Here is a 25569-nt window from a genome sequence, read left to right on the forward strand (position 1 = left end):
CTATCGTGCCGTCTCCCTAAGGGCAGGTAACGGTGGCTTCAATCTTCTTTGCCACCGGTCGTTCCTTCTTCCGCGAGTCTTGGAAGTCAGCTTCGCCGCTAAAGGTGTAGGTGTTTCCGCTCTTGGTCATCTTCACCTTGCTTGGGTTCAGCTCGTTGCTGCCGCGTAGCGTGCCTTGCTGCATGGCCAACATATCCAGTTCGCCGTTCTTGAGTACCGCGCCGAAGTAGCTTCCCGCGCGATCGTAGTACTCGATACCCTTAGAGTTCACTCCGACGCCAAAATCCTCACCTTGGGTTACACATACGACGTCGAAGCCATCTCGAACGAAGGTTTCCCCATCGACTTTGACTGAGTAGGTACCTGCCCCGCGCGACTTAGTTGCCTGGGAGTCCCGTGGTTCGCTGGTTGAGGTGGAGCTCCTAGTGCTCGACTTCGGGGTAGTGGTTTTGCTGGTGCTGCTTTTGGTGCTGGTAGCTGTGGCGCTGGTGGATGTCTCAGAAGAGGTCGGCTGCGCATCCTCGGACGGTGCTGCCGCATCTGGGGTGGGCTCACTCATTCCGAGGTCTTCTTTTGCTGCTTCAGTGAAGCCGGTAACAAATGAATCGACGGCGCCGCAGCCCGTCAAGGAAACGCACAGCGCGGCTGCGGCAGCAACCTTCAAGAACTTCTTCATAACAATCAACTCCCATGGACTCGGTGTTTTTGGTGTGTACATCCACTTAGAGTCCAGGGGAGTTGCTTTTGTTCCCGAAGATCTTAAAGAGCGTCGACCTTTCGGTTGCGCAGGGCGCGGGCGATGCGGTCGCGGTGCTCAGACACCAAGCGAGTCAGGCCGGCTGCGTGCTCGCCGGTGAGGAATTCGTCGGCGCGGCGCAGTCCCTCCGGCGAAACATCCCAGGACGGGAACAGCCCTCCGAGCGTTGCCAGTGCAATCTCGGAGGAAGCGGCAGCCCAAAACTCGTCGGCAAGCTCGTAGTAGCGTTCGTTGAATTGGGTCAGGTTTTCGGCAGCACCAACGAAGGTGAGGCCTTCGATCTTGTGGCGGGAAGCGAGATTTGAGAGCCCGTGGGAAAGATCCGTGACCTCAGTGAACACCGCCTGCTTGTTGGCTGCGGTATTGATGGCAGCCTCGGCGCGCCAAGCAGAATTCTGACCGGTGGCAGACTGATCGCGTTCTCGCTCAGCCGCAATCGCACCCGGAGCATCGGCAACGTCACCGGTCGCGATCAGCGCGGTAAGTGCTGCCCACCGCAGGTCTGCGTCAATCACCAAGCCTGCCGGGGCCGCGCCGGCTAGGACTTCACGGAAGAAGGTGATTGCGGCGCTGTTCGGTCGGACCTTGGCCAAGGCTTGTGCGAAGGCTAACTGGAAATCCGAACCCGGTTCTGCCGAGCTCACACCCGCAAGGAGTAGCTCGGCTAGCTTTTCTCGGCCAGTCTCCTTAGCCCAGGCCGGATCAGCATAGGTCTCTACAGCAGTCGTGGCCTGGGCCAGGATCCGCTCGAGCACTGCAATCTCAGTTTCAGCAGCAGCGCCAGCCGAGACTAAGGAAAGAAAATCGCGGGCCTTCATCTCGCCGGCGCGGGTCATCTCCCAGGCCGCAGACCAGCACAAGGTGCGGGCCATGGGGTCCTCGATGCGTGCGATGTTTTCCACCACGAAGTGCAGCGAATCCGCATCCAGGCCCATGAGGCAATAGGTGAGGTCTTCGTCATTAACCAACACCAAATCTGCGGCAGGCTTGCCGACGAGCTCTGGAACCAATGTTGTAGCGCCCGCAACGTCAAGTTCAATGCGATTGGTGCGGACGACTCGGCCGTCGATAAGCGAGTAGAGGCCCACGGCGACGCGGTGCGTTCGCAGCTCACCCGCGCCGGGCTGTGCGCCCTCCTGCGCGACAGCGAAAGAATCGTAGCGGCCATTGGTTACGGTGTAGCTCGGGGAGAGCTTGTTGATGCCGGTGGTCTTGAGCCACTGGTCTGCCCAAGTAGACAGATCTCGGCCGGAGGCCTGCTCGAAGGCAGCGAGGAGATCGTCAAAAGTGGCGTTCCCGAATGCATGCCCGGCGAAGTGTCGGCGAACGCCTGCCAGGAAGGCCTCGCGACCGACATAGGCCTGCAGCTGCTTGAGTACCGACGACCCCTTGGCGTAGGTGATGCCGTCGAAGTTTTGTTCCACGGTTTCAATGTCAGTGGCATCGGCGAAAACTGGATGTGTGGAGGGCAACTGGTCCTGTTGGTAAGCCCAGGACTTTTCCACGTTGGCGAAGGTGACCCATGCGGTGTCATATTCGGTTTCTTCGGCCTGAGAAATGCAGGCGGACCAGGTGGCGAAGGACTCGTTAAGCCACAGATCATCCCACCACTGCATGGTGACGAGGTCGCCGAACCACATGTGCGCCATCTCGTGCAGAATGGTTTCTGCGCGGCGTTCGTAACGGTAGCGGGTGACCTTGGAGGTGAAGACGTATTCATCGCGGAAGGTCACGCAGCCAGCGTTTTCCATCGCCCCCATATTGAACTCGGGGACGAAGAGCTGGTCATACTTCACAAAAGGGTAGGAGTAACCGAAGTTGCGGTGGTACCAGTCAAAGCCCTGCTTGGTCTCGGTGAAGAGTCTGTCCGCATCTAAGGATGAAGCGATGGAGGCGCGGCAGTAAATCCCCAAGGGGATTTCCAACTCCAGAGGCTGATCGGCTGGGGTTTCGGGATGATGCGTGAGCTGGCCCCGCCAAGTGTCTGTCACCTCGTGGTACGGGCCGGCGCATACGGCGATGAGGTAGGTAGAGATGGGGTAATCTACCTCTGCCTTGTGGCGGAGCGCTTCGCCATGGGCTTCCACAGTTGTGGCAGCGTTAGTGATCAGCTTCCAGTCTTTCGGGGTCAACGCTTCAATGCTGTAGGTGGCCTTCAGATCCGGTTGGTCGAAGCAGGCAAACATGCGCTTAGCGTCCGCAGTTTCGAACTGAGTGTAGAGATATGGTTTGCCGTCAGCGGGGTCGACGAAGCGGTGTAACCCCTGGCCAGTGTGAGAATAGGGGATGGTTGCGTCCACCACGAGGGTGTAAGTTCCCGGCTGCAGGTTTCGCAGCGCCAGGCCGTCTTCCGGAGAGTAGTGCGCTTCATAAGGCGCGCCGTTCAACGTTGCGCTGAGCCGGTCGGCGCGAATATCGATGAAGGTGTCACCCGCTTGATGCGCCGTGAACTCGACAGTGGTGACGGATTCGAAGGTGTCCGCACTGCTAGTGAGATCCAGCTGGATTCCGTAGTGCTCCACTTTCAGCAGCTCACTGCGCTGTTGCGCTTCGGCCCTGGTCAAATTGATAGAAGTCATGGTGTCCTTTCTCTACAATCGGACTCCAATGTACTCGGGTGTTAGGAGCTGGTTTTCATGACTTCACAGGTGACTTTTTGGTTTGATGTGTCCTGCCCGTTCTGCTGGATTACCTCCCGCTGGATCAAGGAAGTAGAGCAGGTGCGCGACATCAAGGTGACATGGGTGCCGATGTCCTTGTCCGTGCTTAACGACGGCCGGGACCTCGATCCGGAGTACATGAAAATGATGGAAGCAAACTGGGGTCCTGCTCGCGTATTTGCGGCAGTGGCCACCGAGCATCCCGAGGCTGTTGACGAGTTGTACACCGTCCTCGGAACCAAGATCCATGATGAAGGCAACGGTGGGCGTACCGGCTTCGGCGGTTACGACGACCTCCTCGCCCCGGCATTGGAGCAGGTCGGCCTGCCCGCCTCGTTAGCCGAAATTGCGAACACTACCGAATGGGATACGCAGCTGCAGGAATACCACGCGGGCGCGATGTCTGCCGTGGGGGACGAGGTCGGGACCCCAGTGGTCAAACTGGGGGAGACCGCATTCTTCGGTCCCGTGCTGACGCGAATTCCACGCGGGGAGGATGCCGGCCAGATTTTCGATGGTGCCGTGGCACTTGCCGGGTACCCACACTTTTTCGAGCTCAAACGCACTCGTACCGAGCGACCAAAGTTTAGCTAGGTTTTGAAGGGCACTCCGCCAAAATCCGATGGAGGGCTGCCTTCTCAGGCGGGGTTACCCAAAGCCGATACTTGGCCTTTACTGCTACCTGCCGAGCCGCGTACTCGCAGCGAAATTCCTTGTTAGCCGGGAGCCAGGTCGCGGCATCGCCGTCGCTTTTCTGTTTATTCGCTGGCCCGGCGACAGCCAACAGGTTGAGTGGATCATTAGCAAAGACCTGGCGTTCCTCGCTAGTGAGCTGTTGCGCGCCGGTTTGCCAGGCGTTGGAAAGAGCCACCACATGGTCAATTTGCACGTCGGCGGAGGTGCCGTCGCCCCGCACAAAGTTGATTTCGCGCGCAGTGTACGGGTCACGCAGGAGGCCGGTTAGTACAACACAGTCGTGCGTGCCCTGCTTGAGGGTTGTGTCGCTTAGGTCCCGTTTCAAAATATCGTTGCGGGTGTCGCACCCATTGTGCCCAAACTCCACATTGACGTCATCGTTCCAATGTGGGAACTCTTTCCGACTATATCCAGTTTTGGGTGCGCGTCCTTTGACAGCTAAGGAGTCCAAAACCTGCATGCTTGTCGACGCCCCTGGCGCTGCTGCTAGGTCGCCAGGTGCTGCCGGAATAGCTAACCCACAGCTGGCAAAAATTGCGGTGAGGAAAGCGACGAGGCGACGCACGAGAGATAGCTCCTTCAACAACTTAAAAAGGAGCTAATGATAACTCACGTGGCTAGTGGTGTGCGGCGGACGCCTCTGCGGATCGCGCTACTGTAAGCGGTATCTCAACCGTTTGGGTTATCTCATCGGTTTCGGTTCCGGTCCATGCTGGTGGCACATACACGCAGGTAGGGTCGGATGCGCTGATATCGCCGGTGAGGGCATAGGCGGTGGAACGAGAACCGCCACAAACATCGTGAAACTCGCATACCGAGCACTTACCGTGCCAATGATCAGGGTCACGCAGCATCTTAAACACTGGCGAGTCGGTGTAGATGTCGTGGAAGTTCTGGTTTTTCACGCTGCCACAATGCAGTGGTAGGAATCCGTTTGGATACACATCGCCGATATGGTCAATAAAAGCAAAGCCTGAGCCGGAATTCACAGCCATGGGTGCACGCGGTGGGCGTGGTTTTGCTGCGACAGCGCCGAGGAGCTCAGCAGTCTTGGCGGTGAGCTCCTGATAAAGTTCGCCACCCTCGTAATGCACGCCATTTTGGTTTTGGATCACCACTCGTCGATACTGTGGCGCCTCGGTGGTTTTGATCGCAATGCGATTAGACACATCTGCCAGCCAGTGCAGCACATCCTCCCGTTCAACGGGATCTAGAGCGTTGAGTGCGGCGCCGCGACCTGTTGGGACAAGGAAGAAGACGTACCACATCTTGGCACCCATCTCCATGACCTTCTTCAACAGGGCAGGGGCCTCGTGGATGTTCTTCTTGGTCAGCGTGGAATTGATCTGGAGCCGGAAGCCTGCTTCGTTGATCACTGGAGCCATCGCGACGGTTTGATCGAAGGTGCCCGAAAAGCCGCGGAATGCGTCATGAGTCTCGGGGGTTGCGCCGTCGAGAGACATCGACATCGCTTTGCCGCCCGCCTCTCGGAGGGCCTGTACCCGCTCTGGAGTGAGCTTGGGGGTGACAGAAGGGGAGAGGGAGATGTTGAGCCCTAACTCGGTGCCATAGCGCGTCAGCTCTTCAAGATCCCCGCGCTCGAAAGGGTCGCCACCGGTCAGTACGACGAGCGGACGTGGCTTTTCGTAGCTCGCCAGGTTTTCCAGCAGGCGCTTGCCTTCCTCGGTGCTGAGCTGCAGTGGATTCGGTTCGTGCTGGGCGTCTGCGCGGCAGTGCTTGCAGACGAGGGCGCAGGCGCGGGTGACCTCCCAAATCACGATGAATGGTTTGGTGTTGATGTCGTGCCGAACAGTACGGACTACGGGTGCGTGAGCCACGTCAAAATCTCCTATAAGCAGGGTGTTATCAACGACGGTAGTGTTCACCACCACGATTAGTCCAACTTTGTGACGAACAACTACAATGGATGCTATGCGCGTATACCTAGGAGCGGACCACGCAGGGTTCGAAATGAAGAACGTTATTGCCGAGCACCTCAATGGCCTTGGCCATGAGGTCATTGACTGTGGCGCCCATACCTACGATGCCGACGATGATTACCCAGCATTCTGTATCGAAGCAGCCTCTCGGACCGTCAACGATCCAGGCTCATTGGGAATCGTTCTTGGCGGCTCCGGTAATGGTGAGCAGATCGCCGCGAACAAAGTTAAGGGTGCCCGATGTGCACTCGCATGGTCACCTGAAACTGCCCGGTTAGCACGCGAGCACAACAATGCGCAGCTGATCGGCATCGGCGGACGCATGCATTCCGAGGAGGAAACCCTCGCCATTGTCGACGCCTTCCTAGATCAGGAGTGGAGCCAAGCAGAGCGGCACCAGCGTCGCATCGATATCCTGGCCGACTATGAAAAAACCGGGATTGCCCCGGCACTGCCAACGGAATAGGCGCAAAGCTAAAGCCTCGCAACCAGTGCGGTTGCGAGGCTTTCTTATGTCAACTAGAAGTCGAAGCCGCCGAAATCAAAATCGCCGAAGTCGCCGTCGAATAGCCCGCCTCCGTCGTCACCGCCGGAAAGGTCGTCCACTCCGGCATCGCCACCTGCATCGAGGCCATCCTGATAGCCGTCGCCGTAACCGTTGGCAAAGGAGTCTGCTCCATATCCCACCCCTGACATGCCGTTGAACATCATCGAAAACATCATCATCGAAGATGCAGTCCACATTCCGGAACGCAGGGCAGAAGCCCACCACGGTTCGGAGTACCAGCCAGCTGGAACCGGACGTCCTGCCACCATGCCGCCGGGGTAGTAGTGGTTTGCGTCGGGACTGGCGTGCGGAGAAGCAGTGACTTGTCGGCCCTCGAACTCGATTGTGCGGTCCTCGGTGACCTTCCCGGCGGAACGCTGGCCTTCCAATGGCGGCAATTCAGGGCCTGCCGGCATGCCCATGATTTCCCGGGCAGCATTGACGTAGTGCAAGCCTTCCAAGGCTGATTCGCGGGCGAGCTCGGCCTGGCGGACCGTCTGCGCGGTGCTGATTTGGGAGCTGGCAGCGTTGAAGCGCTCGGAAGCATCCGCCATCGCCTGGTTAGACGCAGTATCGGAGCCGGTCAAGGAAAGGACCTGCGAGCCGAGTCTGTCGATCCATCGGCGTGCGTCTGCAATGGCGTCGTTAAGCTTGGCGGCTTCCTGCTGTGCGCCGTTTCGCGAGGTCATCTTCGAGATGGCGAAAACCGCGCCACCTACAACCACGAGGATGATAATCAGGCCCATTGCTTTTAGCTCCTACCGGTCAAATAACAGATGTTAAAGAAAACAACGGGCAAAATTGTTAAAAAGTTCCTAAGTGCTAGGTTTTGGGCTTGCTGGCAGTTTTCTGCCTACGTGTCGCCCAATCACGCACCTCTTCCGAGCTCCACAGGGTGAGGCCATGAAGCTTGGCTACCGGGCGGGGAGCGCGCCCCCGGCCCGCGTAACTAGTAAAGGTGCCACGCGCGGTATTCGAATGTGCTGCGCATTCGGCGGCTGTCCAGAGTTCTTGGCCTGATTCGGCATCAATAATTTTAGGTAGCATGCCTTGCCATTTTAATAAGCTTTTTCGTATATAGAATTCAATTTTCGCTACAGTTCCATAACGGTATGGCAATTTTGGTTCGCTCCCCTCAGTGCGCTATAGTTGTGCGTCGTACCACTTATGGGAGTGTCGTATAGTGGCTATTACCCCAGCCTTCCAAGCTGGTGACGCGGGTTCGATTCCCGTCACTCCCTCCAAGATCTAACTGCTCCTTACCCAGCCGGGTAGGGAGCTTTTTGTTTCGCTAAAGTCCATATCTTTCAAGCGGTGGACATCCTTGCTACCTGCGGTTTTGCTATCTGCAGCAAAGTCTGTGTAAAGTACTCACTCGTACCGCACACAGCGGGACTTACCTAACGGGGCGTGGCGCAGCTTGGTAGCGCATCTGCTTTGGGAGCAGAGGGTCGCAGGTTCAAATCCTGTCGCCCCGACAATTAGGAAATATAAATGAGGTATCACTTCGGTGGTACCTCATTTTTTGATTTAACATGGCTTCTTAAGTGCCCCTCGTTGAATCCGCGCAAGATCGGCACAGGTAAAGTGTTGACTTAACTTATTTACCCCAACAACCAACCCAGGAGTTTTACTCGTGAAGAGTTCTGTAGAGCAGCTAAGTGACACCCGCGTCAAGGTCACCGTGGAAATTCCTTTCGAGGAACTGAAGCCCGAGTTCGACCAGGCCTACCAGACGCTGTCTCAGCAGGTTTCCATCCCTGGTTTCCGTAAGGGCAAAGCACCGCGTCAGCTTCTTGAGGCCCGCATTGGCCGTGGCCCAGTTCTCGAGCAGGTCATCAATGACATGCTGCCATCTCGCTACTCTGCTGCCGTTGAGGAGCATGACCTCAAGGTCATTGGCCAGCCGGTCATTGACGTCACCAAGCTGGAAGACGGCGAACTTGTCGAGTTCACCGCAGACGTTGACGTTCGTCCAGAGATCACCGTCCCTGACTTCTCCAAGATCTCCGTCGAGGTCCCATCCGCCGCCGCTGGCGAGGACGCTATCGACCACGAGCTGGATCACCTCCGCGAGCGCTTCGGCACCCTCAAGGATCACAACCACAAGCTCAAGAAGGGTGAGTTCGTCACCATCAACCTCTCCGCAACGGTTGACGGCGAACCAGTCGAAGAAGCCACCACTGAGGGGCTCAACCATGAGATCGGCAGCAACGAGCTTATCGACGGCTTGGACAAGACCCTCGTGGGCATGAAGAACGGTGAAGAAGCAGAATTCACCACCACCTTGGAGCAGGGCGAGTACGCCGGCAAGGAAGCTGTGGTCAAGGTTGAGGTCACCGCAACCAAGATGCGTGAGCTCCCGGAAGCTGATGATGAGTTCGCTCAGATGGCTTCTGAGTTCGACACCATCGAAGAGTTGCGTGAATCCCTCGGCAAGCAGGCTGAGGAGAACGCGAAGGGGCAGCAGGCTTCTGCAATCCGCGACGCAGTTCTGAAGGAAGCACTGGCTCAGTCTGAGTTCTCCTTGCCGGAGTCCGTTGTAGAAGAGCAGGTTCAGGGACAGCTGCAGCAGCTGCTGAGCCAGTTCGGTGGCGACGAGAAGGTATTCAACTCCCTCCTCGAAGCACAGGGCACCTCCCGCGAAGAGTTCGACAAGGACTCCCGCAACAATGCTGAAGAAGCCGTGCGCACTCAGCTGTTCCTCGATGTCCTCGCGGAGCAGGAGGAGCCACAGGTTTCCCAGCAGGAGCTGTCTGACCACATCCTGTTCACCGCACAGTCTTATGGCATGGACCCTAACCAGTTCGTGCAGCAGCTGACCCAGACTGGTCAGATTGCTAACCTCTTTGCGGACGTTCGCCGTGGCAAGGCACTTGCCGCCGCAATCTGCAAGACCTCTGTCAAGGACGCTGACGGCAACGTCGTCGACGCCTCTGAGTACTTCGGTGCTGAGGAAGAGCCTGCAGCTGAGGCTGACGCAGAGTAATTTCGCCTAGCTACCGGGCCCAGCGTTTTCGCTGGGCCTTTGCTTTTGGCGTCGATAAGCGCAACGCTGATAGCGAACATGGGCATTTTGCATCGGTATCCTGCGTTACATTGGTTGCTAACGAAAAGAAGAAAGTAGGGAATTCATGACCTCACCGAACGGAATGAACCTCAGCGACTCCGTCTACGAGCGCCTCCTGCGCGAACGCATCATCTTCCTGGGCAGCCAGGTTGATGATGACATTGCCAACAAGCTCTGCGCTCAGATCCTGTTGCTGTCCGCAGAGGACCCAAATCGTGACATCGCGCTGTACATCAACTCCCCAGGTGGCTCTGTGACCGCGGGCATGGCGATTTATGACACGATGAAGTACTCACCATGCGACATCGCCACCTACGGCATGGGCCTAGCCGCCTCCATGGGGCAGTTCCTGCTTTCCGCAGGCACCAAGGGTAAGCGCTATGCCCTGCCACACGCGCGGATCATGATGCACCAGCCTTCTGCTGGTGTCGGCGGCACCGCTTCCGACATCGCTATTCAGGCCGAGCAGTTCGCGCACACCAAGCGCGAAATGGCCGAGCTCATTGCGGAGCACACCGGCCAAACCTTTGAGCAGATCACCAAGGATTCCGACCGCGACCGCTGGTTCACCGCAGCCCAGGCGAAGGAATACGGCTTCGTCGACCACGTCATCGAGCACGCCAAGCACGGCGAAATCACCAACTAGGAGGGACCTTTCTCATGCAGATGCCAACTTCCCGTTATGTCCTTCCCTCCTTCGTCGAGCACTCCGCATACGGCGCTAAGGAATCCAACCCGTACAACAAGCTCTTTGAAGAGCGCATCATCTTCCTGGGAACCCAGGTCGACGATGCTGCCGCCAACGACATCATGGCGCAGCTCCTCGTGCTCGAAGGGTTAGACCCAGACCGAGACATCACCATGTACATCAACTCTCCAGGTGGTTCCTTCACCTCGTTGATGGCGATTTATGACACCATGCAGTACGTCCGCCCAGACGTGCAGACCGTCTGTCTCGGCCAGGCCGCTTCCGCTGCGGCCGTACTGCTAGCAGCAGGTGCACCAGGCAAGCGCGCAGCGCTGCCGAACGCCCGCGTCCTGATCCACCAGCCGGCCACCGGTGGTGTCCAAGGCCAGGTTTCTGACCTGGAGATCCAGGCAAAGGAAATCGAGCGCATGCGCTCCCTCATGGAAACTACGCTGGCGCATCACACCGGGAAGTCCGCGGAGCAAATCCGCATCGACACCGACCGCGATAAGATCCTCACCGCCGCGGAGGCCAAGGAATACGGCATCATCGACCAGGTCTTTGATTACCGCAAGCTGAACGGCTAGCGGCTCAGGGATCATGATTTCACGATCATGATCTTGAGAGTAGAACTTATGCTACGGGGCCTTTGAAAGGCCCTTTACTCTCATAATCATGATCGTGAAATCATGGCCGTTGCCCTGCGGATGCCGCAGCGGTGAAGCCGAGATCGATTCGGACTTTCGACAAGCCGCAACCGCGGCTCTTAGCTCAGGAAATCTTCCAGCAAGGCGTTGAACTCCGCAGCCCGCTCGACGTTGAGCAGATGCGCTGCGGGGTTGAACTCCTCGTAGCGCGCATCGGGAATGCCGGCAGCTAGTTGCTGCACCACTTCGGGTGGGGTGGAGGTGTCTTGGGTTCCGGCAACCACGAGGGTCGGCTTGCTCAAAGACGCAAGCTGCTCTCGCGTATCAAAGGCTGCCAAGGCAGTGCAGGCCGCCGCGTAGCCCTCGGCAGGGGTATCGGCCACCATCTGTCGCCAATACTCGCGGGAGGCGGGGTGGGACTGCAGCCACGTCGGGGAGAACCAACGCTCGATAGTGCTCTGCGAAAGCTCGTCGAGTTTACCCGCGCGGACATCGGCGGCTTTTTGCTGCCATCCCGCAGAGTCGCCAAACTTAGGGGCAGTGGAGACGAGTACCAAACGACGGACATGGTCGGCGTGTGCGAGCGCGATGTGCTGCGCGATTCCTCCGCCCAAAGAAAGACCCACCAAGTCGAATTCGGGAGCATCGACGGCGGCGAGAACATCAGCGGCCAGTTCGTCGATAGTGGTGCTGCCCGGCACGACATCAGACTTGCCATGGCCACGCAGATCGACGGCGATCACACGACGTGAAGCGGAAAAGTAGTCCAGCTGGTGCAGCCACATCTTGATCGAGGATCCAAGGGAGCCGAGCAGGACTAGCGGGGTGCCGCCGGTGCCGAATTCGCGAACATGCAACTGAGCAAGGGCCATGGGAACCTCCGTGAATTGGTCGAGAATATATGCACCAGCGTAGCGTTGAGTGTGGAGTTGGGCACTCCGGGCGTCGATAAGCGGGCAGCTTACGGCGGTGCAGCTTCAACTTGACCGCACGGTGCGGTAGGGTAGGGCAACTCATAGACCATTTCGCCGATAAGATTGCGAGATCAACACTTCCATGGCACGCATGCAAGAAAGCGCTGACCTGCTCAAATGCTCCTTCTGTGGGAAGAGCCAGAAGCAGGTGAAGAAGCTCATCGCTGGCGGTGGTGTCTACATCTGTGATGAGTGCATCGAGCTATGCAACGAGATCATCGAAGAAGAGCTGGGCGCTGCCGCCGCCGAGAAGCAAGATGAGCAAAAGCTGCCTCGCCCGAAAGAGATCTCCGCGTTCCTTGATAAGTATGTGATCGGCCAGGACCGTGCGAAACGCGTCCTCGCCGTGGCTGTGTACAACCATTACAAGCGCATCCGCGCCGAGGAAACCAAGGCGCTGGGCAAGAAGGACGACGAGGTTGAGCTCGCCAAGTCCAACATCCTCATGCTCGGCCCGACCGGCTCCGGCAAGACCTACCTGGCGCAGACACTGGCCAAGCTTCTCGACGTCCCGTTTGCCATCGCCGATGCCACCTCGCTCACCGAGGCCGGCTATGTCGGAGAGGACGTGGAGAATATTCTGCTGAAGCTGCTGCAGGCAGCTGATTACGATGTTGCCCGCGCACAACGGGGCATCATCTACATCGACGAGGTAGACAAGATTTCCCGCAAGTCGGAGAACCCCTCGATCACCCGCGATGTGTCCGGTGAAGGCGTGCAGCAAGCATTGCTGAAGATTTTGGAAGGCACCGTGGCGGCGGTTCCGCCGCAGGGCGGACGGAAGCACCCGAACCAGGAGTTTATCCAGCTGGATACCTCGAATATCTTGTTCATCGTTGCAGGCGCTTTCGCCGGGCTCGAGCAGGTCATTGAGGCGCGCCGAGGCAAGAAGGGGCTCGGTTTCGGCTCCGAAATCACCACCGCGGCAGAGAAAGACGAAGTAGATATCTTTGCGGAGGTCCGCCCAGAAGACCTGGTCAAATTCGGTTTGATCCCCGAGTTCATTGGTCGTCTCCCAGTGGTTGCGACTGTGACCAACCTGGACCGTGATTCCCTCGTTCAGGTGCTCACCGAACCAAAGAATTCGCTGGTCCGCCAGTATCAACGGCTTTTTGAGATGGATGACGTCTCCCTGGCCTTCACACCGGAAGCATTGGAAGCTATCGCGGACCAGGCTCTTGAGCGCAAAACCGGCGCACGTGGCCTGCGTTCGATCATGGAAGAGATCTTGGTTCCGATCATGTACGACATTCCAGACCGGGATGATCTAGCTGAAGTGGTCATCACAGATGCTGTTGCGCGCGGTGAAGCCGAGCCGGAGCTGCGGGAAAAGGCAGCGGAACAAACCGCCTAAAGAAACTCTCCTGGGGCCGACACGTCATCATAAATGGCGCTGCTGGCCCCAGTTTCGTTGCTGTCCGAGCGCTGCTTCAGGTAGCTCATCGGATCGCGCGCAGAAAGGTTCGAGGTCAAAAAGGCTAGGACAGTGTCAACCACCAAGTGCAGGTTGCCCTCTGAGTTGGCCTGATCCGTCAGATCGATGGCGTACAAGTTGCTCAGTGTTGCGCCGTACACGGTTCGCTGGAAACACAGCGACGTAATGATCGAATACACATCGACGGCAGAAATTCCTGGGCGGAAAGCTCCCGCATCCTGGCCCATCATCAGCAGCTTATCCATTTGCAGCAGCACCACTGACTGGTCAGCCAGGGGCGCCGAATGCGCCATCTTGCCCCAATCAAAGAGGTTCTCCAACACCATGAGCCGCACGGCATCTGGGTGGCTGGTGATGCGATCATAGATCACCTCGACGACCTTGCGGACGCCGTCGACAGGCACGGTGGAATCTAACTCCATGTCCTGCGGCTCGGGGCGGAGCTGCGCGATTGCGAGCTTCAACGCCTCAATGTACAGGCCCTTCTTGTCGCCGAAGTGGTAGTGAATCATGCGCTTAGACATGCCGGATTCGTGAGAAATGGTTTCGATCTTCGAATCCTCGAATCCTTCCTGCGCGAATTGGCGCAGTGCGACAGCTACTACCCGCTCCGTAGACGGCGAGGCAGCATCAGTAACAGTGTGAGGACTCATCAGTGGCAGACCTTTTCCAAAAGATACAGAAATAAGTATTTAAAGCTCATCGTGCCGTAAAAAGTCTGATTGGGTGTATCTTCCAGCAGTGGCCTAGGAAAACCGCAGAATGCAGGAACTCTGCCAGCCTAATATTGGGGTAGTAATTCCTTTTCAAGGTGTCGTTTCTTTCGCACCCATTCATGGTGGTTCGGCGATGGGTGTCATATCTCGCACAGTGCGTGGGTTGAAATCTCGCTACGCTGGAGGGCGTATGTTCAAGCGGTCGCCACCGCACATCGAAAGGAAATCTTGATGACCTCTCCAAAGAAGATCACTGTCACCGGCGCAGCCGGCAACATTGCTTACTCCCTGCTGTGGCGCATCGCCAACGGTGACGTTTACGGCAAAGATGTCCCAGTTGAACTCAACCTCCTCGAAATCGAGCCAGCTCTGCGCGCCACCGAAGGCGTGGCAATGGAACTGCTCGATTCTGCGTTCCCATTGCTGAAGAACATCCGCATCACCTCCTCTGCAGCAGAAGCTTTCGACGGTGCTTCCGCAGCATTCCTTGTTGGTGCAAAACCACGCGGCAAGGGCGAAGAGCGCTCCGACCTGCTGTCTGCCAACGGCAAGATCTTCGGACCACAAGGTAAGGCCATCAACGATCACGCAGCCGAAGACATCCGCGTCGTCGTCGTGGGCAACCCAGCAAACACCAACGCGCTGATCGCACAGAACGCCGCGAAGGACGTCCCAGCGTCCCGCTTCTCTGCGCTGATGCGCCTCGACCACAGCCGCGCCGTGTCCCAGCTGGCCACCAAGCTGGGGAAGACCGCTACTGACTTTGAAAAGATGGTCGTCTGGGGTAACCACTCCGCAACCCAGTTCCCAGACATCTGCTACGCCACTTGCGAGGGCAAGCCAGTAGTCGACCTAGTGGATCACACCTGGTACCGGGATGAGTTCATTCCGCGCGTGGCCAAGCGTGGCTCTGAAATTATTGAGGTGCGTGGTAGCTCCTCCGCAGCCTCCGCTGCTTCCGCAGCTATCGACCACATGCACGACTGGATCAACGGCACCGACCAGTGGGTCTCCGCAGCCATCCCATCCACCGGTGCATACGGCATCCCAGAAGGCATCGTTGTTGGCATGCCAACGATCTCCGAAGGTGGCGAGTGGAAGATTGTTGAAGGCCTAGAGCTGTCCGACTTCCAGCGCGAGCGTATCGACGCCAACGTTGCCGAGCTGCAAGAAGAGCGCGAAGCCGTGAAGGATCTGCTCAGCTAGTTTCTCGCAACTACGAAGCCCGCACCATTTTTAGGTGCGGGCTTCGTGCTGTGTGCAGGAGTTTCATGAGAGCGTTTAAAGCTCGGGACTAATCCTCTTTCACTATTTCAGCTTCGATTATTTCATCGATGAGTGGGATGTCGGCTGGGGATGCGACAGGATTTGAAGCCCACTCTTCTGGATCAAGATTGTACTTTTCGGTGAGGAACCGGAGCCTATACGCAATGTGCGCACGGTCAAAGGTATCTTGTGCCATCTTCGCATTCATTCCACCGTTGATAAGTACTCCGAGTACAGGCACTGCTTGACCGAGCTTGCGTTTGGTTAGATTCATTCCCAGCATCTTGTACACCTGTTTGAGGACATTAACCATCAGGTTGTTAGAGAGCTGCTCCCAGGTGGATCGGCGCATCATTTGCTGGGTCAGGCGGGACAGCGCAGCCAATGATGCGGCTTTCTCAGCACTTCCGGAAGCTGTTGAGTAGGAAAGGACCCCTGCGGCAAAAGCAGCTTCCGTAGGTTCTTTAACGTCGTAGCCATAGTGGGCACCAACGCTTGCCACAATTCGACCCATTCCTGCCAAAACTGTCATAGTGTCCGCAGCTACGGCCCCTGCCGCTGCGGCGGCAGTCGTTCCGCCAGAGACCGTCGAGCTGACTGTAAGCCCGGAAACAATCAATGAAGAGGCGGCGCCTTCGGCAAGCCCTGCCAACGAATATAGCTGCTTTGAGTTGGCGGTAGAGCGATCGCATACACGCAGATCAACGCTACAAATCTCTTCGAAGGTCTCGATACTCGCGCCATTTTTGTTCAAGCGCTTGATCACCTTGTTGGTATCGATCGAATTCATGCCAAAATCGACTGTTACTGAATGCAGTCCGTCCATCGCCTTTTGCATTGCCGAAGCAACCGCTTCAGTTGTGATTTCGATACCACGCTCGGCACCAGGTATCTTTTGGATTGTTTCCTGAGATTTGGTGCCAACTAAGTTTCCAACCTCGCGTGCTTTGGTTTTAGCCCTGTCTGGAACCTTGATTAATTTTCGCCGCGGGCTTGATTCGGTAGCGTTCACTTCCTCGAGTAGTTGCTTCCAGGCCTTGTGTTCGTAGTCAGACATGCGATTCATAACTCCATTAAAGCGGAGTCTCAGCTGAGCAAGAGCGTTAATGTGCCACTTTTTATCTTCGACGTCGATAATGCTGCGGAGGAAGAGGGATAAAATTGATGTCCAAACTCAGAACTATTCGCACTTCTTTCGGTGTAAGGGACTGCTGCCAACACCACTGCAAAACCTAAACACCGACCGCGTTAAGATAGTCCCCATGACTAATCGTGCGGACAAACTTCCAAAGAACTGGGACCCAAAAGCCGTTGAAGCAGACCTTTACAACGGCTGGGTAGAAAAGGGTTACTTCACTGCTGACCCGAGCAGCGATAAGCAGCCTTTCTCTGTCATGCTTCCGCCGCCAAACGTGACCGGCCAGCTGCACATGGGCCATGCGCTGAACAACACGCTTATCGACGCCATCTGCCGTCGTAAACGCATGCAGGGCTTTGAAGTGCTCTGGCTGCCAGGAATGGACCATGCTGGCATCGCTACTCAGACCAAGGTTGAAGCGATGCTGCGTGAAACCGAGGGCAAGAAGCGCTGGGATTATCAGCGTGAAGAGTTCATCGGCAAGGTCTGGGAGTGGAAGCGCGAGTACGGCGGCAAGATCACCGAGCAGATGCGCGCCATTGGCTCCGGTGTGGACTGGTCCCGCGAGCGTTTCACCTTGGATGAGGGTCTTTCCAACGCTGTGCAGACGATCTTCAAGCAGCTGTATGACCAGGGCATGATTTACCGCGCGAATCGCCTGGTCAACTGGTCTCCAGTGCTGGAAACCGCTGTCTCTGACATTGAAGTTGTGTACAAGGATGTTGAGGGCGAACTCGTCTCCATCCTCTACGGTGACCCAGAGGGCGATCATGTGATCGTGGCTACCACTCGTGTGGAAACGATGTTGGGCGATGTCGCGGTTGCTGTCCACCCAGATGATGAACGCTACGCGGACCTGGTCGGCAAGACCCTTCCGCACCCATTCATCGCGGACCGTGAGATGGTTGTCGTTGCGGACACTTACGTCGACCCTGAGTTTGGTACCGGTGCCGTCAAGATCACCCCAGCGCATGACCCTAATGACTACGCACTTGGCCAGCGTCATAACCTGCCGATGCCGACCATCATGGATGCCACTGGTCATATCGCCGACACCGGCACCCAGTTCGATGGGCTCGATCGTTTCGAGGCCCGCGTGAAGATCCGTGAAGCCTTGGCGGCGCAAAACAGAATCGTCAAGGAAGTCCGCCCGTACCTGCACTCCGTGGGACACTCTGAGCGTTCCGGCGAGCCTATCGAGCCACGCCTGTCCTTGCAGTGGTTCGTCAAGGTCGAAGAGCTTGCGAAGATGTCTGGCGACGCAGTACGAAATGGCGATACCAAAATTCACCCAACCAACCTTGAGCCACGCTACTTCGACTGGGTCGATGACATGCACGACTGGACCATCTCGCGCCAGCTGTGGTGGGGCCACCGCATCCCAATCTGGTACGGCCCAGACGGTGAAGTCGTCTGCGTAGGCCCAGGCGAGACCGCGCCGGAAGGCTATGTCCAGGATGAAGACGTGCTGGACACGTGGTTCTCCTCCGCCCTGTGGCCATTCTCCACGATGGGTTGGCCAGAAGGCTCCCCAGAGCTGGAAAAGTTCTACCCGACCTCCGTGCTGGTCACTGCCTACGACATTTTGTTCTTCTGGGTTGCTCGCATGATGATGTTCGGTACTTTCGCAGGGAAGAACAGTGACCTGCCAAAGATCCCATTCACTGACATCTTCCTCCACGGCCTCGTCCGCGACGAACAGGGCCGCAAGATGTCCAAGTCCCTGGGCAACGGTATCGATCCGATGGATTGGGTGGACAAGTACGGTGCGGATGCCCTGCGCTTCACTCTGGCTCGTGGCGCGAACCCAGGCGTTGACCTACCGGTCGGCGAGGACGCGGCGCAGAGCTCCCGCAACTTTGCCACCAAGCTCTTCAATGCCACCAAGTTCGCGTTGATGAACGGTGCCGTCGTCGGTGGGCTGCCCAACCGCACAGAGCTGAGCGACGCCGACAAGTGGATCCTCGACCGCCTCGAGCAGGTCCGCGCGGATATCGACGATTACCTGGACCGCTACCAGTTCGCCAAGGCAAACGAAGAGCTCTACGCCTTCGTCTGGGGCGAGGTGTGTGACTGGTACTTGGAGATCGCCAAGGTTCAGATTCCGCGGGAAGGGGAGACTCCGGAAGGAGAGAACACCAAGCTGGTCCTCGGCCGCGTACTTGACGCTGTGCTGCGCATGCTGCACCCAGCGATGCCATTTGTCACGGAGACCCTGTGGCAGGCGCTCACCGATGGCGAATCTCTCGTGATCGCGGAGTGGCCGACGGCCGAGATGACCAACGGTGGTGAGGCAACCGATGACGTCGCACAGCGTCGCATCGAAGATGCCCAGAAGCTGATCACTGAGATCCGCCGCTTCCGTTCCGACCAGGGTGTTAAGCCTTCCCAGTGGGTGCCTGCGCGCATTGACTTTGAGAAGGCGGATTTGGCTGGCTCCGAGGACATGATTCGTAGCCTCGCTCGCGTCGAAAAGCCTGCGGAATTTAACCCAAGCGCAAGCATTGAGGTGCGTCTGAGCCAAGCAACCATCGAGGTAGAGCTGGATACTTCAGGAAGCGTGGATGTTGCAGCCGAGCGGAAGCGACTGGAGAAGGACCTCAAGACTGCGGAGAAGGAACTGGACACCACCGCGAAGAAGCTCGGGAATGAGGCTTTTCTTGCTAAGGCTCCGGAAGCAGTGGTGGAGAAGATCAAGGCTCGTCAAACCGTGGCGCAGGAAGAGTTCGACCGCATCACGGCACGATTGAAAGAGCTCGGATAATGGAAGTAGAGCTCAACGATTCCGGCCTCACGCTGCCCATCGATCAGGCCGGTCCAGCCAATGAGCCGGAAGCTACCGACATCACGCAGCAGGACCTTGCCGCATTGGCGATGGTGGAAGACGAGTTGAATCAGCGCTGGTCCGAGACCACCATCGATCCTTCGCTGGAGCGCATCGAGATGCTCATGGATCTGCTTGGCAACCCCGAGCGTTCCTTCCCAGCAATTCATGTTGCCGGCACCAACGGAAAGACCTCGACGGTTCGCATGATCGAGTCCCTGATGCGCGCCTTCCACCGCCGCACCGGACGCACCACGAGCCCGCACCTGCAGCTGGTCACCGAGCGTATTGCTATCGACGGCCGTCCCATTCATCCGCGCGACTATGTGCGGATCTGGTCGGAAATCAAGCCTTATGTGGAAATGGTAGACCAACGCGCCTCCGTTCCAATGTCGAAGTTCGAGGTGCTGATCGGTATGGCATACGCCGCTTTCGCAGACGCACCCGTGGATGTTGCTGTGGTTGAGGTCGGGCTGGGTGGCCGTTGGGACGCCACGAACGTGATCAACGCGGATGTCTCCGTAATTACTCCGATTGGGTTGGACCACACCGGTATTTTGGGCGACACTATCGCTGACATCGCCGCGGAAAAGGCGGGCATCATCAAGTCTCGCTGGGACGCTGACGATCTGCTGGCACCTCCGGACAACGTCGTAGTTGTTGCGGAACAAGAGCCAGAAGCGATGCAGGTCATTCTTGAGAAAGCGGTGTCGGTGGATGCCGCTGTTGCTCGCGCTGGGGCAGAGTTCGGCGTGATCAGCTCGAGCATCGCGGTTGGCGGCCAGCAGATTTCGCTGCGGGGGCTGGGTGGCGAATACGAGGACATCTTCCTACCGATGTCCGGTGCGCACCAGGCGCGCAATGCCGCCGTCGCTCTGGCAGCCGTGGAAGCATTCTTCGGTGCTGGCGCGGGACGGCAGCTAGATCTTGATACGGTCCGCGAAGGTTTCGCCACCGTGGAGTCGCCGGGCCGCCTGGAGCGCGTTCGGGCTACTCCAACTGTCTTCGTAGACGCGGCACACAATCCACATGGTGCCAAGGCTCTTGGGGCTGCGCTGGATCGAGACTTTTCCTTTAGCCGCATCATCGGTGTGGTTTCGGTGCTGGCGGATAAAGATGTGCGCGGTGTGCTGCTGGCCTTGGAGCCTTACCTCAATGAGGTTGTGGTTACCCAGAACGCGTCGCCACGCGCGCTCGATGCCTACGAACTAGCCGAGCTGGCCCGCGAGGTCTTCGGCGAGGAGCGCGTGCACGTGGCTGATTCGCTTGTCGACGCCGTGGAAGTGGCCGTCGAGCTGGCAGAAGACACCTCTGAAGGTGGTAGCGTATCCGGCGCGGGAGTGATCATCACTGGATCCGTAGTAACTGCGGGCGAGGCGCGCGCACTGTTTGGAAAGGAACCAGCATGAGCGAAAAGTATGGTCCGCTAGGGCCCGGGCATGCGCCAGTCAAAGACCCAATGAAGGGCCTGCGCGGTGTCATGGCTGGCACCCTGGTCATGGAAGCAATATCGATCTGGCTCGTACTCACGGTGATCTTGCGGGTGGACAACGGCGAACACTGGACCACATTCAACTGGCTCTACGTGACGGTTGTCGGCGCGCTCATGTTTCTGTGGGCATTCATGCAAAAGCGTTCCGTAGCCCTGCCGGTGAACCTGGCGCTGCAAGCATTGGCAATTGTGGGATTCTTCGTGCATCCCTCGATGGGCATCCTCGGGCTGATTTATGCTGCCGTGTGGGGCTACATCTTGGTGCTGCGCAAGAATCTCCTTGAGCGAATGAACCGCGGGTTGCTCACCACGCAGCACACGTAGGATAGGGTCATGCTTTCGCGCAACCTTGACTTCATCGCAGCGGCCGTATTTGCTCTCCTCGCCATTTATGTTCGCGCCGCGGACCTAGGGATGTGGCTGGCGATTCTCTTTATCATCGCTGCCGGTTCCAGCTTGATCAGTGGTTTGGTGAAGCGGTCCAATCAGCAGAAGCTCGCAGAGCACCCGATCGAGCTCACCGCGGAGCAAAGGAAAACCATCCGCGACATGAAAAACCGTGGTGAGGGCTACGCTGCGATTCGGCAGGTGCGCCTGTGGTACCGCTACGCCGACCTAAAGACTGCGGTGTCAATAGTTGAACAGGTATGATTACCGGCATGACTGAACGTACACTCATCCTGATCAAGCCAGACGGCGTCGCAAACGGCCACGTGGGCGAAATTATCTCCCGCATCGAGCGCAAGGGTCTTAAGCTCGTCGCTATGGATCTGCGCGTTGCAGACAAGGAAACCGCAGAGAAGCACTACGCCGAGCATGCTGATAAGCCATTCTTCGGTGAGCTCGTTTCCTTCATCACCTCTGCACCACTCGTTGCCGGCATCGTCGAGGGCCCACGTGCCATCGAGGCATGGCGCCAGCTTGCCGGTGGCACGGACCCAGTATCCAAGGCCACCCCGGGCACCATCCGCGGCGACTTCGCTTTGACTGTCGGTGAGAACGTTGTCCATGGCTCCGACTCTCCAGAGTCCGCAGAGCGCGAGATTGGCATTTGGTTCCCTAACCTCTAAACGCTTAACTGCCGCGGCTTCCTCATTGAGGAAGCCGCGGTTTTAGCGTTTCAGGTGATAGAAAGTGCGCACGCCCACCTCGGTCAACTCAATCCACCACTTCTCCGGTGTATCAGGGGACATGAGGGTAGAGACGTTCGCTAGGCCCACTTCGCGCAGCTGCTTTGCCGTTTCAAGTATCTCCGAAGCTGGACGCTCCAACTGTGCAGCCAGCGAATCGACGCGTACCCGACTGCCATAAATAGCATTGATCTGGATCAGGTACGCGGCGAACGCCGCATGGGGGCGTAGCGATTCAATCCGAGAAGCAGTGACCCCCTCTAAGCTGGTCCCCGCGATTTCCCGGGCTCGACGCGGCCCAGTGCGCATATCCGGCGACATCGTGGCGCTAAACATCAAGAAGAGTGCGAAAGCTGTCACCAGGAACCGGAGACTGGAAGCGAAGATCGGGTCAACGGCCCCCCCTGTTGCCAGTGCGATTTCAGCTGAGATCGGCGCAATGAGCGGGCCAAAAATACGCAACCAGGGCACCGGCGGATTGATTTCCTCGAGACGATATATGTCAAACCGAAGGTGCTGGGTGGTCCGTTGCTCCTTCACGAGGGCGATAATGAGGAAAATCACGCCGCAGAGTATGAGCAGTACCGCAGTCAACCCGGGGAGATCGAGCGGCAGGGTAGTTAGCAGTTCAGAGCGCACCGCAGCGAGACTTATGGCCGGCACCACCGCCAATTCCGCATTGTGAAAACGATTCTTCATAGCGCCGAGGTTAGCTTGATTGCGTCACTTGGTGGCGAATCTGTGCCACAATGGATGGCACGCACGTTGTTGTTCGCTCGCTACCGCAGGATCGCTGAACGATGACTGGCGAGATAAGGCTTTATACGACATGAAGCGCGACCTGTGTGGCGGCGGCAAGAAGTGCCAGCGCCCGGGACACGCGCCAAAAAATGAACATAGGAGTTGACCGTGGCAAACGGCGCAGCACAATTCGATAGAACCCAACTAGGGGAGAAGAACCGCGTACACATCCTTGCGAAAGCACTCGGGATGGCATCTAAGGAACTCATCGCGGAGCTCGCCAATCTAGGGCTGAAAAAGGTCGCCCAGTCCACCATCTCCAAGCAGGAAGCCGAGCAGCTTCTCGACGCCCTCAGTGGCAAAGACGAAGACGTCATCCGTAAGCGGGTGGAAAAGAACGTAGCTAACGAGATTCACCAAATCGAGGAAAAGGTCGAGCGCGAGCTGGCCACCATCGACCTAGCGACAGCCGTAGAGCAGGAGAAGGACGCTGAACTGCTGGAAGACGTAGTCCCAGAGATCACGCCTGCCCCTGAAAACGTCTTCATCGCACCTATTTTCCAAGCCCCAGAGCCAGTGGCTGCTCCTGCTGTGGACAGCGAAGAGACCTCTGCTCCTAAGCGTCGTGGACGTCGAGGCAAAGGGCGCGGCAAGGGCTCCGATGAGCCTCAGGTAGAGGCAGTAGAAGAGGTCACTGAGGAGCCGATGGGCATCAAGGGCTCCACGCGTCTCGAAGCACAGCGTCGTCGCCGTACAGAGCGTCGGGAGGAAGGTCGCAAGAAGCGTCATATCGTTTCCGAAGCAGAGTTCTTGGCGCGCCGCGAATCTGTAGAACGTGTCATGGTCGTGCGCGAGCGGGAGCGGGAAGATGGTTTGGGCCGCGTGACTCAGGTCGGTGTGTTGGAAGACTCGATGCTGGTAGAGCATTTTGTCACCTCGGAAACGCAGTCCACGATGGTCGGCAACATTTATCTTGGCCGCGTGCAAAACGTGCTGCCCTCGATGGAGGCAGCGTTCATCGATATCGGAAAGGGCCGCAACGGCGTGCTCTACGCCGGCGAGGTTGATTGGCGCTCCGCAGGTCTTGGGGGACGATCCCGCAAGATTGAACAGGCCCTCAAGTCCGGTGATCAAGTTTTGGTGCAGGTAACCAAGGACCCGATCGGGCATAAGGGTGCACGCCTTACCACGCAGATTTCCCTGGCTGGTCGCTTCCTGGTGTATGTCCCAGGAGGACGTTCCGCGGGGATTTCACGAAAGCTGCCAGAGCCGGAACGCAAGCGTCTCAAGGAAATCCTGAAGGAAGTTGTTCCGGGGGATGGCGGCGCTATCATCCGCACTGCTGCGGAAGGCGTGCACGAGCGGGAGATTGCTGCTGATGTTTCGCGTCTCCACAATCTGTGGGAGCAGATTCAAGACCGTACTAAGCGTGAAAAGCAGGGGCGCGGCGCGAAGCCTGTGACCATGTATGAAGAGCCGGACATGCTGGTCAAGGTGGTCCGTGATCTGTTTAATGAGGACTTTGACAAGCTTGTGGTGGATGGTAGCCGCCCATGGGGGACCGTGCATGCCTACGTAAATTCGGTGGCGCCGGACTTGGTTGAGCGTCTGGAGAAGTTCGATTCCTCCCAGCACGGCGGGGTCGATGCCTTCGAGTCTTACCGGATCGATGAACAGCTACACAAGGCGCTAGCGCGTAAGGTGTGGCTGCCTTCCGGTGGCACGCTGGTGATTGACCGTACCGAAGCTATGACCGTCATCGACGTGAACACTGGCAAATTTACCGGCGCCGGCGGCAACCTCGAGGAAACCGTCACCAAGAACAATCTCGAGGCGGCCGAGGAGATCGTCCGTCAAATGCGCTTGCGTGACATGGGCGGCATGATCGTCATCGACTTCATCGACATGGTGTTGCCGGAAAACCGCGACTTGGTGCTGCGTCGACTCACCGAGGCGCTTGGGCGGGATCGCACCCGTCACCAGGTATCTGAGGTCACTTCCTTGGGGCTAGTGCAGGTTACGCGCAAGAAGCTGGGGACCGGCCTGTTGGAGACTTTCTCCACCGAGTGTGAGTGCTGCCAAGGTCGAGGCATCATCCTGCATACTGACCCAATTGAGCAGGAAGAAGATGTCCCGGTCTACGGCAAGCGCGCCGCCACAAAGCGCGCAGAGCATCCGGCGATCAAGGCGATACACCGCGAGGACGAGGAAGAAGAAAAGTCCATCGAGGAGCTCGCAGCGGCGGTTGTGGCAGTGGAGCCGGAAAAGCAACAGGACACTCGTCCTTCGCGTCGTCGGCGCAAGAACCGCAATGTCTCTGAGATCGAGGAAATCGCAGCCGCTGCCGTAGCGACGGCAGACGAGGAAGATCCTGAAGAGCCATCCGGCAAGGACTATCAGCCAGCGCAGTCTTATGAGGAGGCGCTGGAGCAGTACAACAACTCGCCGCGTCGCCGCCGGGCCACCCGGGGCAACTCCAAGTCTGATGTACCTCCACGCAAGTCTGACTTTGCGGAGCCGGAAGCGGTTGCCGTCGAGAAGCCTGTGCGTGCTGCTGCGCCGAAGGCGGAATCGAAAGAGCCGGAAGCTGCGGTTGTTGAGACATCGCCGCGTCGCGGACGTCGCCGCGTGGTGAAGAAGCTGGCAAGCGCGGAGCCTGCTGCACCGGTTGCGGAAAAACCACAGCAGCCACAGCAGTCTCGCGGACGTCGTCGCGTGGTACGTCGCAACCGAGGCTAGCGAGCACGCGGTTTGTATTTTCGCCGCGTTACCGGGTAGTCTTTGACAGTCGCTGTTTACAGGTGAGTTCCGCGTGCTTCAATCGCTGCGAAGATCCCTTGTAAACGCC

The 25569-nt window shown here is 57.8% G+C and carries 23 protein-coding genes and 2 tRNA genes; 15 read left to right on the top strand and 10 right to left on the bottom strand.

The annotated features are described in order from the left end of the window. Positions 1–16: 16 nt before the first annotated feature. On the bottom strand, positions 17–676 hold the full coding sequence (locus WG936_RS06070) for a lipoprotein LpqH (protein WP_339564934.1): 660 nt from the start codon (positions 674–676) through the stop codon (positions 17–19). An 83-nt stretch (positions 677–759) separates the two neighbouring features. After that, positions 760–3336 (bottom strand): aminopeptidase N, encoded by a 2577-nt coding sequence (gene pepN, locus WG936_RS06075; RefSeq protein ID WP_339572400.1) that lies wholly within the window; start codon positions 3334–3336, stop codon positions 760–762. Between the two features lie 57 nt (positions 3337–3393). On the opposite strand from pepN, the gene WG936_RS06080 reads away from it, so the two are divergent. Next, entirely contained in the window at positions 3394–4011 is a 618-nt protein-coding gene (locus tag WG936_RS06080; RefSeq protein ID WP_339564932.1) for a DsbA family protein, read from the top strand. On the opposite strand, the gene WG936_RS06085 is transcribed toward WG936_RS06080, so the two are convergent. After that, entirely contained in the window at positions 4004–4678 is a 675-nt protein-coding gene (locus tag WG936_RS06085) for an HNH endonuclease family protein (protein ID WP_339564931.1), read from the bottom strand. The genes WG936_RS06080 and WG936_RS06085 overlap by 8 nt on opposite strands. A gap of 52 nt (positions 4679–4730) precedes the next feature. Further along, positions 4731–5951, bottom strand: a complete 1221-nt coding sequence (locus WG936_RS06090) for a TIGR04053 family radical SAM/SPASM domain-containing protein (protein ID WP_339572401.1) — start codon at positions 5949–5951, stop codon at positions 4731–4733. A gap of 94 nt (positions 5952–6045) precedes the next feature. Between WG936_RS06090 and WG936_RS06095 the strand changes: the two genes are divergently transcribed. After that, positions 6046–6519: a ribose-5-phosphate isomerase gene (locus WG936_RS06095; protein WP_339564929.1), complete on the top strand. Its 474-nt coding sequence runs from the start codon at positions 6046–6048 to the stop codon at positions 6517–6519. 53 nt (positions 6520–6572) lie between these two features. Here WG936_RS06095 and WG936_RS06100 read toward each other — a convergent pair whose 3' ends face one another. Further along, complete coding sequence (locus tag WG936_RS06100; protein ID WP_339564928.1) at positions 6573–7346, bottom strand: DUF1542 domain-containing protein; 774 nt, start codon at positions 7344–7346, stop codon at positions 6573–6575. 76 nt (positions 7347–7422) lie between these two features. Next, positions 7423–7647: a hypothetical protein gene (locus WG936_RS06105; RefSeq protein ID WP_339564927.1), complete on the bottom strand. Its 225-nt coding sequence runs from the start codon at positions 7645–7647 to the stop codon at positions 7423–7425. 122 nt (positions 7648–7769) lie between these two features. On the opposite strand from WG936_RS06105, the gene WG936_RS06110 reads away from it, so the two are divergent. The 5 genes from WG936_RS06110 (at position 7770) to WG936_RS06130 (ending at position 10945) form a co-directional block, all read left to right on the top strand. Continuing rightward, positions 7770–7844, top strand: a tRNA-Gly gene (locus WG936_RS06110). 160 nt (positions 7845–8004) lie between these two features. After that, positions 8005–8078: transfer RNA gene (locus WG936_RS06115), tRNA-Pro, on the top strand. Positions 8079–8236: 158 nt separating this feature from the next. After that, the gene (gene tig, locus WG936_RS06120) at positions 8237–9589 is read left to right on the top strand and encodes a trigger factor (protein WP_339572402.1); all 1353 of its coding nucleotides are present in this window, start codon (positions 8237–8239) and stop codon (positions 9587–9589) included. A 145-nt stretch (positions 9590–9734) separates the two neighbouring features. Next, positions 9735–10316, top strand: a complete 582-nt coding sequence (locus WG936_RS06125) for an ATP-dependent Clp protease proteolytic subunit (protein WP_339572403.1) — start codon at positions 9735–9737, stop codon at positions 10314–10316. A 14-nt stretch (positions 10317–10330) separates the two neighbouring features. Next, positions 10331–10945 carry an ATP-dependent Clp protease proteolytic subunit gene (locus tag WG936_RS06130; protein WP_339564924.1) on the top strand — a complete coding sequence of 205 codons (615 nt, stop codon included), beginning with the start codon at positions 10331–10333 and terminating at the stop codon, positions 10943–10945. Between the two features lie 179 nt (positions 10946–11124). On the opposite strand, the gene pcaD is transcribed toward WG936_RS06130, so the two are convergent. Next, a complete protein-coding gene (pcaD, locus tag WG936_RS06135) occupies positions 11125–11877 on the bottom strand; it encodes a 3-oxoadipate enol-lactonase (protein ID WP_339572404.1) in 753 nt (250 codons plus the stop codon). Between the two features lie 184 nt (positions 11878–12061). On the opposite strand from pcaD, the gene clpX reads away from it, so the two are divergent. Further along, positions 12062–13333, top strand: coding sequence for an ATP-dependent Clp protease ATP-binding subunit ClpX (clpX, locus tag WG936_RS06140; RefSeq protein ID WP_339572405.1), 1272 nt, complete (start codon positions 12062–12064; stop codon positions 13331–13333). Here the strand turns inward: clpX and WG936_RS06145 are convergent. Next, positions 13330–14067, bottom strand: coding sequence for a TetR/AcrR family transcriptional regulator (locus WG936_RS06145; protein WP_339564921.1), 738 nt, complete (start codon positions 14065–14067; stop codon positions 13330–13332). The genes clpX and WG936_RS06145 overlap by 4 nt on opposite strands. Positions 14068–14361: 294 nt before the next feature. Here WG936_RS06145 and WG936_RS06150 point away from each other — a divergent pair, with 294 nt between their 5' ends. Continuing rightward, positions 14362–15336: a malate dehydrogenase gene (locus tag WG936_RS06150; RefSeq protein WP_339572406.1), complete on the top strand. Its 975-nt coding sequence runs from the start codon at positions 14362–14364 to the stop codon at positions 15334–15336. Between the two features lie 88 nt (positions 15337–15424). On the opposite strand, the gene WG936_RS06155 is transcribed toward WG936_RS06150, so the two are convergent. Further along, a complete protein-coding gene (locus tag WG936_RS06155; RefSeq protein ID WP_339572407.1) occupies positions 15425–16453 on the bottom strand; it encodes an EcsC family protein in 1029 nt (342 codons plus the stop codon). A 205-nt stretch (positions 16454–16658) separates the two neighbouring features. Between WG936_RS06155 and WG936_RS06160 the strand changes: the two genes are divergently transcribed. The 5 genes from WG936_RS06160 to ndk are packed head-to-tail and all read left to right on the top strand — an operon-like array spanning position 16659 to position 21920. Then, the gene (locus tag WG936_RS06160) at positions 16659–19298 is read left to right on the top strand and encodes a valine--tRNA ligase (RefSeq protein ID WP_339572408.1); all 2640 of its coding nucleotides are present in this window, start codon (positions 16659–16661) and stop codon (positions 19296–19298) included. Next, positions 19298–20767, top strand: a complete 1470-nt coding sequence (folC, locus tag WG936_RS06165; protein WP_339572409.1) for a bifunctional tetrahydrofolate synthase/dihydrofolate synthase — start codon at positions 19298–19300, stop codon at positions 20765–20767. Before WG936_RS06160 ends, folC begins: the two co-directional genes overlap by 1 nt. Then, a complete protein-coding gene (locus WG936_RS06170) occupies positions 20764–21174 on the top strand; it encodes a DUF4233 domain-containing protein (RefSeq protein WP_339564914.1) in 411 nt (136 codons plus the stop codon). Before folC ends, WG936_RS06170 begins: the two co-directional genes overlap by 4 nt. 9 nt (positions 21175–21183) lie before the next feature. Continuing rightward, a complete protein-coding gene (locus tag WG936_RS06175; RefSeq protein WP_339564913.1) occupies positions 21184–21501 on the top strand; it encodes a hypothetical protein in 318 nt (105 codons plus the stop codon). 8 nt (positions 21502–21509) lie between these two features. Continuing rightward, positions 21510–21920 carry a nucleoside-diphosphate kinase gene (gene ndk / locus WG936_RS06180; RefSeq protein WP_339564912.1) on the top strand — a complete coding sequence of 137 codons (411 nt, stop codon included), beginning with the start codon at positions 21510–21512 and terminating at the stop codon, positions 21918–21920. A gap of 42 nt (positions 21921–21962) precedes the next feature. On the opposite strand, the gene WG936_RS06185 is transcribed toward ndk, so the two are convergent. Then, positions 21963–22679 (bottom strand): hypothetical protein, encoded by a 717-nt coding sequence (locus tag WG936_RS06185; protein WP_339572410.1) that lies wholly within the window; start codon positions 22677–22679, stop codon positions 21963–21965. Between the two features lie 210 nt (positions 22680–22889). Between WG936_RS06185 and WG936_RS06190 the strand changes: the two genes are divergently transcribed. Then, positions 22890–25460 carry a translation initiation factor IF-2 N-terminal domain-containing protein gene (locus WG936_RS06190; protein ID WP_339572411.1) on the top strand — a complete coding sequence of 857 codons (2571 nt, stop codon included), beginning with the start codon at positions 22890–22892 and terminating at the stop codon, positions 25458–25460. The last annotated feature ends 109 nt before the right edge of the window (positions 25461–25569 follow it).

This window comes from Corynebacterium sp. H127, assembly GCF_037482665.1.
Lineage (GTDB): Bacteria > Actinomycetota > Actinomycetes > Mycobacteriales > Mycobacteriaceae > Corynebacterium.